The sequence below is a fragment of the Prescottella equi genome, assembly GCF_002094305.1.
GTDB lineage: Bacteria > Actinomycetota > Actinomycetes > Mycobacteriales > Mycobacteriaceae > Prescottella > Prescottella equi.
In genome coordinates this window covers 191678-204001 of record NZ_LWTX01000001.1, presented here as the reverse complement: position 1 = coordinate 204001, position 12324 = coordinate 191678, and the positions used below count along the sequence as shown (strand labels likewise).

The following is a 12324-nucleotide window of genomic DNA, read 5'->3' as shown; positions in this document are numbered from 1 at the left end:
GGTGGGCGAACCCTAGTCGGTGTTGATCCGGAAGCCGACCCCGCGGACGGTGGCGATCTTCCGGTCGGCGCCCGCCCCCTCGTCGCCGATCTTCCGGCGCAGCCACGACATGTGCATGTCGAGTGTCTTCGATCCGCGTAGTTCCACGTCGCCCCACACCTCGCGCAGAATCGTGTCGCGCGAGACGACCTGGCCGGCGTGCTCGAGCAACACCCGCAGCAGCTCGTACTCCTTGTTGGCCAACGCGATCTCGGAGCCGTTGACGAGCACGCGGCGCGCAGCCGGCTCGAGACGGATGCCGGCCACCTCCACGACGACGTCCTCGCCGCCGCCGCTGCGCCGCAACAGTGCCCGCACCCGGGCCATCAATTCCGCGAGCCGGAACGGCTTGCCGACGTAGTCGTCGGCGCCCGCGTCGAGGCCGACGACGAAGTCCACCTCGTCGGTGCGTGCGGTGAGCATCAGCACGGCGAGGTCGAGGCTGTGCGCGCGGAGCTGCCGGCAGACCTCGAGTCCGTCCATGCCGGGCAGGCCGAGATCGAGGATCAGTAGTTCGAACTCGCCGGTGAGCGCCCGCTCGAGCGCGGATGGCCCGGTCTGTTCGATCGTGACGGTGTAGCCCTCTCGGCCGAGTGCACGCGAGAGCGGCGCAGCGATGGCCTCGTCATCTTCGGCAAGCAGTACGGCGGTCACGACGACAGCCTACGGTCGGTTTCGTCGGCGCGGTCCCAATTACCATCCATTCCGGAAATCGCGGTGATCGTCGGGAGCAGCGCCGCGTCCGTCGTGTCCGGTGTTCGGGTAGCCGCCGGAGTGCGGATCGTTCGTGGCGTCGAACACCTGCCGGTAGAGCAGCGAGTGCACCTTCTGCACCTCGGGGATGTCGTCGAATTCCAGTGGGTCGTCGGACGATGCGACGATCATCAACGTGCCGGTCCGCAGCATCCGGTCCACGAGTCCGTGCCGGAACTGGACGTTGCTGATCCGGTTCATCGGGATGTCGATTCCCGTGTGCGTCATGATTCCGTGCCGGATCATCACCCGCCGGTCGGTGACGATGAAATGCGTGGACCGCCACCGCAATACCGGGACGAGGGTCTTCCACACCACCAGTGCGAGCCACGCGACGACGATCACGGCGGAGGCGACGAGGCTCGCGCCGTCACTCAGCCGGCGTTGCGCGAGGCCCAGCAGGTAGCCGCCGATCGCGGCGGACAACACGAAGATCGTGACCGGGACGACGAGCATCTTCCAGTGCGGGTGCCGATGCAGCACCAACTCCTCGTCCGCCGCCAGTGCGTCTTCCGGGTATCCCATGCGACGAGTCTGACAGGTACAGGTCCGCCCGGGCCTGCGGGATCAGCGCACGCGACGGCCGAGGAACGCGGCGGCCAGCACGATGATGCCGTACAGGATCATCCACACACCGACGACGATCACGAAGACACCGAGGGACAGTTCGGGCTGCAGCAGCACGATCGCGCCGGCGACGACGCTGATGAGGCCGAGCACGATGCCCACGGCCCGGTTCCCGGGCACTTCGGAGGCACCCGCGACGATGTCGAGCACCCCGCGGAACACCCACCACGCGCCGATGACGAGCGCGATCACGACGAGTGTCTGCAGCGGGCTGCGCAGGACGAGGAATCCCAGGAGGACCGCGAGCGCTCCGGACAGGCCGGTGAGCGTGCGCGCGGCGGTGGGCGCGTCGACCTCCGCGAAGGAGCGGACGATCTGGATGATCCCGAAGGCGAACACCTGGATCGCGATCAGGACGGCCACCACCACCAGAGTTGCGTCCGGCCACACCAGGATTGCGATACCGAGGCCGAGGGTGAGCAGACCGAACACCGCGGTCAGCCCGGTCAGGAATCGGCGCGCGGTCTCCAGTTGCCCGGTATCGCCCGCCACCCAGATGTCGTTCGGTGCGCTCATGGCTGTTCCCCTCCGCCTCACGAGAATTCGTGGATCAGCGTCAAGGTAGCAGCAATACCTGCGGCGGCGGACCGTACTGCGCACGCGATCGGCGGACCCGACGCGGATTCACCCTTCGGGGGTGAGGAGCGCCCGAGCGATCGGCGACACAATCCTGCTGAGGGCAGTGGACTCTCCAGCGAAGTTGCTCGATCGATCGAAAGGGGAACTGCGATGAGCGATCGCACACCGACGACCCACAGTTCGGGCGGCGGAGCCAAGCAAGGGTTCGCGGCGGGCACGTCGATCGCCGCCGCGATCGTCCTGATGACCGTCGGGGTCCTGGAGATCTTCCAGGCGATCTCGGCACTCGCCGACGACAACTTCTTCGTCGTCGGACCCGAGTACGTCTACCAGTTCGACCTCACGACGTGGGGCTGGATCCACCTGGTTCTCGGCATCGTCGTCGTCCTCGTCGGCATCGGCCTGCTGACCGGCGCGACATGGGCGCGGGTGAGCGCGATCGTCATAGCGGCGCTGGCCATCATCGCGAACTTCCTGTGGATTCCGTGGTACCCCCTGTGGTCCATCCTCATCATCGCGCTCAGCGTCGTGGTGATCTGGGCTGTCTCCACGTGGGACACCAGCAGGGTCTGAGCCTCACACGGCTCGTAGATGGGTGATGTCGCCGGCCGACACAGCGACCGGCGACTTCCCGTCCGCCTCGATCACGATCCGGCCCTCGACGTCGACGTCGATCGCCGTCCCGATCAGTTCCCGATCCCCCGGAAGCTCGGCCCGCACTCGGCGGCCGAGCGTTCCGCACCTCTCCTTGTATGCGGCGGCCAGCGCGTCGACCTTCCATCCCGCGGCCTCCCACTCCCGGTGGCGCCGCGCCAGTTCCCGCAGGATCGCCCGCACCAACACCGTGCGGTCGGTGACCTCCGCGTCCTCGAGGAGCAGCGACGTCGCGGTCGGTACCGGCAGTTCGTCCTCCGTCAGGCTCACGTTCAGGCCGATCCCGACGACGACCGTCGGGACCGGCGCCGTCGCAGCCACCTCCGCGAGGATCCCGACCACCTTGCGTCCGCCGATCAACACGTCGTTGGGCCACTTGAGTTCGGCGTCCACGCCCGCGGTCCCGCGCAGGACGTCGACCACCGCGACACCCGCGAGCAGCGGCAGCCACCCGATGTCGGCCAGGTCCATGCCGGGCATGTCGAGGACGGCCGAGACCGTGACGAGGGCACGCGGCGCGCTCACCCACGGGCGGGCGTGCCGACCGCGTCCGCCCGTCTGGTGCTCGGCGATCAGAACACTGCGCGGATAGTCGGCATCACGGGGTGCCGCAAGGAGATCGGCGTTGGTGGAACCGGTCTCGGTCACGACGTCGACGCGCGACCAGAATGCGTCCGGGTCGCCGCCCGCATCACGGACGAGGGCGCGCCGGAGCACACCGGCATCGAGCGGGGGGCGGTTCAGATCGGTCCACATCCGTCCAGCCTAGGATGCGGCTCGAATGTGACTCGTCAGTAGCTTAGGTTCAATAATTCAACGCAACCTGACCTCGCTCGACGCGGGCCCCACAGACCTGGTTAAGCTCACTTCCCATGACCAGTGTGCAGGAGCCAGCCGCGGCGGAGGCGGCGAACACCCCGGATATCCACACGACGGCGGGAAAGCTCGCTGACCTGCGCAGCCGCCAGGCGCAGGCAATGCAGCCGATGGGCGAAGCCGCGATCGAGAAGGTCCACGCGAAGGGCAAGCTGACTGCGCGCGAGCGCATCCACGCGCTCCTCGACGAGGGCTCGTTCGTCGAGCTCGACGCCCTGGCCCGGCACCGCAGCACCAACTTCGGCCTCGCCGACAACCGTCCCGTCGGCGACGGCGTCGTCACGGGCTACGGCACGATCGACGGCCGCGACGTCTGTGTCTTCTCGCAGGACGCCACCGTCTTCGGTGGCTCGCTCGGCGAGATCTACGGCGAGAAGATCGTCAAGGTCATGGACCTGGCGCTCAAGACCGGTCGCCCGCTGATCGGCATCAACGAGGGTGCCGGCGCACGTATCCAGGAGGGCGTCGTCTCGCTCGGCCTGTACGGCGAGATCTTCCACCGCAACGTCCAGGCCTCGGGTGTCATCCCGCAGATCTCCCTGATCATGGGCCCGGCCGCCGGCGGCCACGTGTACTCCCCCGCGCTGACCGACTTCGTGGTGATGGTCGACGAGGCCAGCCAGATGTTCGTCACCGGCCCCGACGTCATCAAGACCGTCACGGGCGAGGACGTCACCATGGAGGATCTGGGCGGCGCCCGGACCCACATGGCGAAGTCCGGTGTCGCGCACTACGTCGCCTCCGGCGAGCAGGACGCGCTCGACTACGTCAAGGACCTGCTGTCCTACCTGCCGAGCAACAACCAGGCCGCGGCCCCGCGCCTGGCCCCGTCCGATCCGATCGTCGGTGCGATCGAGGACTCGCTCACCGACGAGGACCGCGAACTAGACACGCTCATCCCGGACTCGGCGAACCAGCCGTACGACATGCACGAGGTCATCCGCCGCATCCTCGACGACGACGAGTTCCTCGAGGTGCAGGCCGGCCGCGCGATGAACGTCATCGTCGGCTTCGGTCGCGTCGACGGCCGCAGCGTCGGCATCGTGGCGAACCAGCCCACCCAGTTCGCGGGCTGCCTGGACATCGACGCTTCCGAGAAGGCGGCGCGGTTCGTCCGCACCTGCGACGCGTTCAACGTCCCGATCATCACCCTGGTCGACGTTCCGGGCTTCCTCCCCGGCACCGAGCAGGAGTACAACGGCATCATCCGCCGCGGCGCGAAGCTGCTGTACGCGTACGGCGAGGCCACGGTCGGCAAGATCACCGTCATCACCCGCAAGGCGTACGGCGGAGCGTACGACGTCATGGGCTCCAAGCACATGGGCGCCGACGTCAACCTGGCATGGCCGACCGCGCAGATCGCGGTCATGGGCGCGTCCGGCGCCGTCGGCTTCGTCTACCGCAAGCAGCTCCTCGAAGCCGCCAAGAACGGTGAGGACGTCGACGCGCTGCGCCTGAAGCTGCAGCAGGAGTACGAGGACACCCTGGTGAACCCGTACGTGGCGGCCGAGCGCGGCTACATCGACGCGGTGATCCCGCCGTCGCACACCCGCGGACAGATCGTCTCCGCGCTGCGTCTGCTCGAGCGCAAGATGGTTTCCCTTCCGCCCAAGAAGCATGGGAACATCCCCCTATGACAGCGACCACCCGGGAAGAAGTGCTCACCGACGCCGAGCTGCTTGATGCGTCCTCGCTCGAAGGAGCCGCGTTGGCCGAAGCTGTCGCAGGACTCGAGCCCGATGTCGCGGCCGATTCGCAGTCCCCGCTGATCAAGATCGTCAAGGGCAACCCCACCGACGAGGACGTGGCTGTGCTCGTCGCGGTGCTGTCCGCGGCGGCGGCGGCCTCGGGAGAGCCGGCCGGCGACGGCCTGCCGCCCGAGACCTGGGGCGCACCGACCCGCATGCATCGCGGGCACGCGCCGTTCTCGCCGTACTCGTTCGGCACCCCGGTCGCCGCGCGCCCGTTCTGATCGAACGGTCCGCACGAGTGACACACCTGGTTCTCGCCTCGGCGTCCCCGGCACGGCTGTCCGTGCTGCGGGGCGCCGGGGTCGAGCCCACCGTCCGCGTCTCCGGCGTGGACGAGGATGCGATCATCGACCGCCTGGGGCCTTCTGCCGCCCCGGAAGCCGTCGTCACCACGCTCGCCGAGGCCAAGGCCCGCGACGTGATTCCCGCCCTGAATGCCGAGGGCATCACCGATGCCGTCGTCATCGGCTGCGATTCGATGCTGCTCATCGACGGCGAACTGCAGGGCAAACCGCACACCGTCGACGTCGCCCGGGAACGCTGGCGTTCGATGGCCGGCCGCAGCGCGACACTCCTGACAGGGCACAGCGTCCTGCGACTGTCGGACGGCGTGGTCGTCGCCGATGCCTCGGATCACAGCGGCACCGTCGTGCACTTCGCCTCGCCGTCCACCGAGGATCTCGAGGCCTACCTCGCGTCGGGTGAGCCGTTGAAGGTCGCCGGCGCGTTCACCCTCGACAGCCTCGGTGGCTGGTTCGTGGAGCGACTGGAGGGCGATCCGTCGAGCGTGATCGGAATCGGCCTGCCGCTGGTACGGCGCCTGCTCTCGGCCGTCGGTGTCTCGATCGCCGAATTGTGGGCCGCCAACTCCCTGGTGCGCTGACCCCGCTCCGCTAGTTCCGGGCGCGCTGCAGCGCCGCCGCCATGGCGCGGGCCTTCGACTTGGCTCGTTCCGCGTCGACGCCGACAAACGACGCATCCACGGTGTCGCACCACAACGCCAACCACCGCTCGAACCGATCATCGGTGAGATCGTGCTGCCGGTGCAGCGCCTCGTGCACCGGCCCGAAGTGCCCCTGATATCTGACCGTGCGGAACAGGATCTGCTCCCAGAAGTCACCGACGACGGGTAGGTGCTCGTCGAGTCCCACGACGGCGAGGGTCTCGAAGACCGGGGCGAGCAGCGGGTCGACCAGGGCTCGTTCGTAGAAGGTGCGCAGGAGACGATCGACGTCGGCGCGGGTGGCCAGTTCCTCACGGGGGCCGTCGGGGGTCGTCACGGTGGCCGACAGTACCCGCCGGTAGCCGACGCGATATCGGTCACGCTGCCGAACGGGTGACCACTTAGACTCGTGGGTGGACAACCCTCCACCCACGCATGCCTCAGGAGCCCACCCGTGCCCGTCGCGCCAGACCCCAACCCCGCATTCGCTGCGTACGCCCACCCGGAGCGACTCGTGTCGACCGAGTGGCTGTCGATCAATCTGGGTGCTCCCGGCGTGAAGGTCGTCGAGTCCGACGAGGACGTCCTGCTCTACGACATCGGCCACATCCCCGGCGCGGTGAAGATCGACTGGCACCTGGACCTCAACGATCCGGTCACACGCGATTACATCGACGGCGCGGCGTTCGCCGACCTGATGAGCCGTAAGGGCATCTCCCGAGACGACACGGTCGTCATCTACGGCGACAAGAGCAACTGGTGGGCGGCGTACGCGCTGTGGGTGTTCACGCTGTTCGGCCACGAGGACGTGCGTCTGCTCGACGGTGGACGGGACGCGTGGATGTCGGAGAATCGCGACACCACGTTCGACGTCCCGACACCCGCCCCCACCGAGTACCCGGTCGTCGAACGCGACGACAGTTCGATCCGGGCGTTCAAGGACGACGTCCTGGCACACCTGGGCCACGGCCCGCTGGTCGACGTCCGGTCGCCGCAGGAGTACACGGGCGAGCGCACGCACATGCCCGACTACCCCGAGGAGGGCGCGCTGCGGGGCGGCCACATCCCGACCGCGGTGTCGATCCCGTGGGCCCGGGCCGCGGCGCCCGACGGGCGTTTCCGCAGCCGCCCGGAGCTCGAGGAGATCTACGGCGACTTCTCACGCGACGACGACGTGGTCGCGTACTGCCGCATCGGCGAGCGCTCGAGCCACACGTGGTTCGTCCTGACGCACCTGCTCGGGTACCCGAACGTACGGAACTACGACGGTTCGTGGACCGAGTGGGGCAACGTCGTGCGGGTCCCGATCGTCAGGGGTGACGAGCCGGGCACCGTGCCGGGCGCTGCCGTGGAAGCAGCATCGTGAGCCTGCCCGCCTCCCTGGCCGAGATCGTCGACGACTTCGCCGCCGTCGACGCGCAGGACAAGCTGCAGTTGCTGCTCGAGTTCAGCCGCGAGCTCGCGCCGTTGCCGGCCGAGCTCGAGCAGGACGCGATGGAGCCGGTGCCCGAGTGCCAGTCGCCGCTGTTCCTGTTCGTCGACAGTTCGGATCCGGAGAGGGTGCGTCTGCACTTCAGCGCGCCGGCGGAGGCCCCGACCACCCGCGGCTTCGCGTCGATCCTGCATCAGGGACTCGACGGGCACAGCGCCGCAACCATTCTCGCGGTTCCGGACGACTTCTACTCGGATCTCGGGTTGGCCGACGCGGTCAGCCCCCTCCGGCTGCGGGGCATGAGCGCGATGCTCGCCCGCATCAAGCGCCACCTGCGCAACTGAGCGGTACCTTTCCGCTGCACCACCCACCGGGGAGCGACCCTTCCCGACAACTTCACTGTGACGATCTTCACCGCCGCCACCGCGACGGGACAAGAGACTGGATTCTCCACGATGGAATTCACCGAGCTCGCGGACTACGCGATCTCCCCGGGCATGCTCACCGAGTGGTTACCCGAAGCCACCACCGGGTGGGTGGACGACGGCCGTCCGGCGTCGTACATCCACGAGGCACACCTGCGCCGCACCGCCGACGGCACCCACGACGACGGCCGGGAGTCCTGGCTCGGGGCCGCGTTCCGCATTCCGGGCGAGTTGGACCACGACGCCTTCCGTACGGCGGTGGGGATGTGGATCGAACGCCACGAGCCGCTGCGCACGCATGCCGCGCTGGGCCACGACGGGCGCATCACACGCCGCACCATCGACCCCGCCGGCATCGAACTCAACGAGGTCCGGCACGAGTTCGAGTTCGACGCGGACACCGTGTACGAGCGGGTCCACGACCTGTTCGACGAGCTGACCTCGCCGCACCGCTGGCCCGCGTATCTGTTCGTCACGCTCGAGCATTCCGATCCAACACCCGAATGCACGGTGTTCTTCGCTGCCGACCATTCGATCATCGACGGGCTCTCGATGGTATTGGTGGCGCACGAGATCACCAGCCTCTACACGGAGGCGCTGACGGGGAGGCCGTCGCTGCTGGTCCCGGCCGGCAGTTACATCGACTTCGGCACCGAGGAACGAGCGGCCGCCTCGGCGATCGATCGCACCCACCCGGCCGTCGAGTGCTGGCGGGCGGCTTTCGAGCGCAGCAAGGGGCGCCTGTCGGACTTCCCGCTCGATCTGGGGCCGCGTCCGGCGGAACGGATCGCGCAGCGGGCAGTGTCGGAGTGGGTGTTCGACGCCGGCCAGGCCGCCGCCTTCAACACGGCATGCCACCGCGCGGGGCAGAACTTCTTCGCGGGCGTCCTGGCGTGCCTGGCGCAGTCGGCCGCCGAACTGAGCGGCGACACGGTGTTCCGGACCGTCACGCCCGTGCACACGCGGAACGATCCGCACTGGGCCACGTCGCTGGGCTGGTTCGTCGGCCTCGCCCCCATCGAGTTCGACATCGCCGGCGCGGCGGACTTCGCGGAGGCCGCCGCGCGGGCGTCGGCTGCGATCTCCCTCACCAAGCCGGCGGCGAAGGTGCCGTTCGCGCGGGTCGAGGAGATCCTGGGGACCCCCATCCGGCCGCGTTTCGTCGTCTCCTTCATGGACGTCCGGTTCGTTCCGATGGCCCAGCAGTGGCCGGAGATCCACGCGCGGGCGCTGCGCAGCCGTCACTACACCCACGACGTCTACGTCTGGGTGAATCGAACCCCGCACGGCCTCAACATCTCCGCGCGATTCCCGGGAACCGACACCGCCACCGAGAGCGTGATGTTGTTCCTGCACCGCGCGCGTCGCGCCATGCTCGACGTCGTCGCGGCCTCCGAGCCCGTCCGGGCGAACATGCCGACCGCCGTCGCGAGCACAGGTGCCACTACTGATCAGTAGGGTTGCGATGCCGCGCCGAGCCCTTAATGTGTAAGCGCTATCCGGTTACATCGTCTATCGGATTGATGCATACACTCCGATGAGATGCCAACAGATACCCGCCGGTGACCCCACAGGTGATCCACGGGGACAGACCATGCGAAACACAGGAGGCTCAGTGCCCACTCAAGCCAGCGCGCAGATCACGAAGGTGCTCGTCGCCAACCGCGGCGAGATCGCTGTGCGGGTCATCCGAGCCGCGAAGGATGCCGGCTACGGCAGCGTCGCTGTCTATGCCGAGCCCGATGCGGATGCACAGTTCGTGAAGCTGGCTGACGAGGCGTTCGCCCTCGGCGGTCAGACGTCGGCCGAGTCCTACCTGGTGTTCGACAAGATCCTCGAAGCCGCGAAGAAGTCCGGCGCCGACGCGATCCACCCCGGCTACGGCTTCCTGTCCGAGAACGCCGACTTCGCGCAGGCCGTCATCGACGCGGGCCTGATCTGGATCGGCCCCTCGCCGCAGTCGATCCGCGACCTGGGCGACAAGGTCACCGCCCGCCACATCGCCGAGCGCGCGAACGCTCCGATGGCGGCCGGCACCAAGGACCCGGTCAAGAACGCCGACGAGGTCGTCGAGTTCGCCAAGCAGTACGGCGTCCCGGTCGCGATCAAGGCTGCCTTCGGTGGCGGCGGTCGTGGCATGAAGGTCGCGCAGACCATCGAGGAGATCCCCGAGCTGTTCGAGTCGGCCACCCGTGAGGCCATCGCGGCCTTCGGTCGCGGCGAGTGCTTCGTCGAGCAGTACCTGGACAAGGCCCGCCACGTCGAGGCCCAGGTCATCGCCGACAAGCACGGCAACGTCGTCGTCGCCGGCACCCGCGACTGCTCGCTGCAGCGCCGCTTCCAGAAGCTGGTCGAGGAGGCCCCCGCGCCGTTCCTGACCGACGATCAGCGCGCGCGCATCCACGCGTCGGCGAAGGCCATCTGCAAGGAGGCCGGCTACTACGGCGCCGGCACGGTCGAGTACCTGGTCCAGGGCGACACCGTCTCGTTCCTCGAGGTCAACACCCGCCTGCAGGTCGAGCACCCGGTCACCGAGGAGACCGCCGGCATCGACCTGGTCCGCCAGCAGTTCCTCATCGCCAACGGCGAGGAGCTGAGCATCAAGGAGGATCCGACTCCGCGCGGCCACTCCTTCGAGTTCCGCATCAACGGCGAGGACGCCGGCCGCGGCTTCATGCCCGCCCCCGGCCCCATCACCGTCTACAAGGAGCCCACGGGCCCCGGCGTCCGCGTGGACTCGGGTGTCGTCGCGGGCGACGTCATCGGCGGCCAGTTCGACTCGATGCTCGCCAAGCTGATCGTCACCGGCGAGAACCGCGAGCAGGCGCTGCAGCGTGCCGCGCGTGCTCTGGCCGAGTTCGAGGTCGACGGCCTCGCCACGGTCATCCCGTTCCACCGCCACATCGTCGAGAACCCCGCGTTCATCGGCGACGGCGAGAAGTTCGACGTCTACACCAAGTGGATCGAGACCGAGTGGGACAACCCGATCGAGCCGTTCACCGGTTCGGGTGCTGCCGCGGACGACGAGGAGAACCTGCCCCGTCAGTCGGTCGTCGTAGAGGTCGGTGGCCGTCGCGTCGAGGTCTCGCTGCCCGGTTCGTTCTCGATCGGCACGGGCGGCGCCCCGGCCGGCGTGATCCGCAAGAAGCCGAAGGCGCGCAAGCGTGGTGGCGCCGGTGGCGGTGCCGCTTCGGGTGACGCCGTGACGGCTCCGATGCAGGGCACCGTCGTCAAGGTCGCCGTCGAGGAGGGCCAGGAGGTCGCCGAGGGCGATCTGATCGTCGTTCTCGAGGCCATGAAGATGGAGAACCCGGTCACCGCGCACAAGGCCGGTGTCGTCACCGGTCTCGCGGTCGAGGCCGGCGCCGCCATCACGCAGGGCACGGTTCTCGCCGAGCTGAAGTGATGTCTCGGTAGGTAACCCACCGCTTCCCACTGTGCGCGCCTCGCGAATTCGCGGGGCGCGCACAGTGCTGTTCGGGCAGTAGGCTTCACGACATGTCCGACGTCCCGGAGATCCGTATCGGCACCGCCGAACGCGAGCAGGCGCTCGCGGCACTGTCGCAGCACTTCTCCGACGGCCGGCTCACGGTCGTCGAGTTCGACGAGCGCAGCGGACAGATCGCCGCGGCCACCACGCGCGGGCAGCTGGACGAGGTGTTCTCGGATCTGCCGTCGCTCACGCCGTCCGCGCCGTCGAAGGTCTCTCCGGAGCCCGCGGACGTCGACGGTGAGAAGACGTGGCGCAACACCGTCATGGCGGTGATCCCGTTCGTGGCACTGGCACTGTTCTTCGTGGTGCCGATCGACAACAGTTGGCTGTTCTTCCTCCTGATCCCCGCGACCGCGGCGATCCTCTTCGGCGGCAGGGACGGCAGGAAAGGGCGCGGCAGCTGCTGATGGAACCGATCGAGATCAACTCCGGCTCCTGGTATCTGCGCGCACTCCGCGCCGACGAGCGGGTCGACGACCGTCCCGCGCTGCGTGACGGCGGCGTCACCGATCCCGGCTACGTCGCAGATCGTGCGCGGCAGTGGGAGACGGAGGAGCACTTCTCCTGGGCCGTGTGCGAACCCACGACGGGTGAACTGCTGGCCGAGGTGGGGCTGACGCCCGGCGGCGCCGACGGCGCGCTGAGCGGGTGGGCACGCGCCGGCCACGACGACGCGCTCGCGGCCGCCACCGAGGCCGTCCGCCGGTTCGCCGAGGGTGCGCTCGGACTCGCCGTCACGGGACGATGAGGCC

General features: G+C 68.6%; 15 protein-coding genes. 10 read left to right on the top strand and 5 right to left on the bottom strand.

Annotation, left to right across the window (positions count from 1 at the left end; translation table 11 throughout):
- Positions 1–12: 12 nt before the first annotated feature.
- From A6I89_RS01015 to A6I89_RS01005, 3 genes are read right to left on the bottom strand one after another with little or no spacing between them, the layout of a single operon-like run.
- Entirely contained in the window at positions 13–693 is a 681-nt protein-coding gene (locus A6I89_RS01015; RefSeq protein ID WP_005518651.1) for a response regulator transcription factor, read from the bottom strand.
- A gap of 39 nt (positions 694–732) precedes the next feature.
- A complete protein-coding gene (locus A6I89_RS01010; RefSeq protein ID WP_005518650.1) occupies positions 733–1317 on the bottom strand; it encodes a PH domain-containing protein in 585 nt (194 codons plus the stop codon).
- Positions 1318–1359: 42 nt separating this feature from the next.
- Positions 1360–1935 (bottom strand): HdeD family acid-resistance protein, encoded by a 576-nt coding sequence (locus tag A6I89_RS01005; RefSeq protein WP_022597185.1) that lies wholly within the window; start codon positions 1933–1935, stop codon positions 1360–1362.
- A gap of 213 nt (positions 1936–2148) precedes the next feature.
- Between A6I89_RS01005 and A6I89_RS01000 the strand changes: the two genes are divergently transcribed.
- A complete protein-coding gene (locus tag A6I89_RS01000; RefSeq protein WP_005518648.1) occupies positions 2149–2571 on the top strand; it encodes a DUF7144 family membrane protein in 423 nt (140 codons plus the stop codon).
- A gap of 3 nt (positions 2572–2574) precedes the next feature.
- Here A6I89_RS01000 and A6I89_RS00995 read toward each other — a convergent pair whose 3' ends face one another.
- Positions 2575–3408, bottom strand: a complete 834-nt coding sequence (locus A6I89_RS00995) for a biotin--[acetyl-CoA-carboxylase] ligase (protein WP_022597186.1) — start codon at positions 3406–3408, stop codon at positions 2575–2577.
- Between the two features lie 116 nt (positions 3409–3524).
- Between A6I89_RS00995 and A6I89_RS00990 the strand changes: the two genes are divergently transcribed.
- The 3 genes from A6I89_RS00990 to A6I89_RS00980 are packed head-to-tail and all read left to right on the top strand — an operon-like array spanning position 3525 to position 6162.
- A complete protein-coding gene (locus A6I89_RS00990; RefSeq protein WP_005518645.1) occupies positions 3525–5165 on the top strand; it encodes an acyl-CoA carboxylase subunit beta in 1641 nt (546 codons plus the stop codon).
- Complete coding sequence (locus A6I89_RS00985) at positions 5162–5500, top strand: acyl-CoA carboxylase subunit epsilon (RefSeq protein ID WP_005518644.1); 339 nt, start codon at positions 5162–5164, stop codon at positions 5498–5500. Before A6I89_RS00990 ends, A6I89_RS00985 begins: the two co-directional genes overlap by 4 nt.
- A 17-nt stretch (positions 5501–5517) precedes the next feature.
- Positions 5518–6162 carry a Maf family protein gene (locus tag A6I89_RS00980; protein WP_013416774.1) on the top strand — a complete coding sequence of 215 codons (645 nt, stop codon included), beginning with the start codon at positions 5518–5520 and terminating at the stop codon, positions 6160–6162.
- A gap of 10 nt (positions 6163–6172) precedes the next feature.
- Here A6I89_RS00980 and A6I89_RS00975 read toward each other — a convergent pair whose 3' ends face one another.
- A complete protein-coding gene (locus A6I89_RS00975) occupies positions 6173–6559 on the bottom strand; it encodes a group III truncated hemoglobin (protein ID WP_013416775.1) in 387 nt (128 codons plus the stop codon).
- Between the two features lie 117 nt (positions 6560–6676).
- Here A6I89_RS00975 and A6I89_RS00970 point away from each other — a divergent pair, with 117 nt between their 5' ends.
- The 6 genes from A6I89_RS00970 (at position 6677) to A6I89_RS00945 (ending at position 12320) form a co-directional block, all read left to right on the top strand.
- Positions 6677–7588, top strand: coding sequence for a sulfurtransferase (locus tag A6I89_RS00970; RefSeq protein ID WP_005518639.1), 912 nt, complete (start codon positions 6677–6679; stop codon positions 7586–7588).
- Positions 7582–7998 carry a SufE family protein gene (locus tag A6I89_RS00965; RefSeq protein WP_172504598.1) on the top strand — a complete coding sequence of 139 codons (417 nt, stop codon included), beginning with the start codon at positions 7582–7584 and terminating at the stop codon, positions 7996–7998. Before A6I89_RS00970 ends, A6I89_RS00965 begins: the two co-directional genes overlap by 7 nt.
- Positions 7999–8109: 111 nt before the next feature.
- Positions 8110–9537 carry a condensation domain-containing protein gene (locus A6I89_RS00960; protein WP_044991368.1) on the top strand — a complete coding sequence of 476 codons (1428 nt, stop codon included), beginning with the start codon at positions 8110–8112 and terminating at the stop codon, positions 9535–9537.
- Between the two features lie 157 nt (positions 9538–9694).
- Positions 9695–11485 carry an acetyl/propionyl/methylcrotonyl-CoA carboxylase subunit alpha gene (locus A6I89_RS00955; protein ID WP_022597190.1) on the top strand — a complete coding sequence of 597 codons (1791 nt, stop codon included), beginning with the start codon at positions 9695–9697 and terminating at the stop codon, positions 11483–11485.
- 92 nt (positions 11486–11577) lie between these two features.
- Entirely contained in the window at positions 11578–11979 is a 402-nt protein-coding gene (locus A6I89_RS00950; RefSeq protein WP_005518633.1) for a DUF1707 SHOCT-like domain-containing protein, read from the top strand.
- Entirely contained in the window at positions 11979–12320 is a 342-nt protein-coding gene (locus A6I89_RS00945; protein ID WP_022597191.1) for a hypothetical protein, read from the top strand. The genes A6I89_RS00950 and A6I89_RS00945 overlap by 1 nt, the downstream gene beginning before the upstream one ends.
- The last annotated feature ends 4 nt before the right edge of the window (positions 12321–12324 follow it).

Bases quoted from the DNA above. Each gene is read 5' to 3' on its own strand.
- A6I89_RS01010 (WP_005518650.1), bottom strand. From the start codon at position 1,317: ATGGGATACCCGGAAGACGCACTGGCGGCGGACGAGGAGTTGGTGCTG.
- A6I89_RS01005 (WP_022597185.1), bottom strand. From the start codon at position 1,935: ATGAGCGCACCGAACGACATCTGGGTGGCGGGCGATACCGGGCAACTG.
- A6I89_RS01000 (WP_005518648.1), top strand. From the start codon at position 2,149: ATGAGCGATCGCACACCGACGACCCACAGTTCGGGCGGCGGAGCCAAG.
- A6I89_RS00995 (WP_022597186.1), bottom strand. From the start codon at position 3,408: ATGTGGACCGATCTGAACCGCCCCCCGCTCGATGCCGGTGTGCTCCGG.
- A6I89_RS00990 (WP_005518645.1), top strand. From the start codon at position 3,525: ATGACCAGTGTGCAGGAGCCAGCCGCGGCGGAGGCGGCGAACACCCCG.
- A6I89_RS00985 (WP_005518644.1), top strand. From the start codon at position 5,162: ATGACAGCGACCACCCGGGAAGAAGTGCTCACCGACGCCGAGCTGCTT.
- A6I89_RS00960 (WP_044991368.1), top strand. From the start codon at position 8,110: ATGGAATTCACCGAGCTCGCGGACTACGCGATCTCCCCGGGCATGCTC.
- A6I89_RS00950 (WP_005518633.1), top strand. From the start codon at position 11,578: ATGTCCGACGTCCCGGAGATCCGTATCGGCACCGCCGAACGCGAGCAG.
- A6I89_RS00945 (WP_022597191.1), top strand. From the start codon at position 11,979: ATGGAACCGATCGAGATCAACTCCGGCTCCTGGTATCTGCGCGCACTC.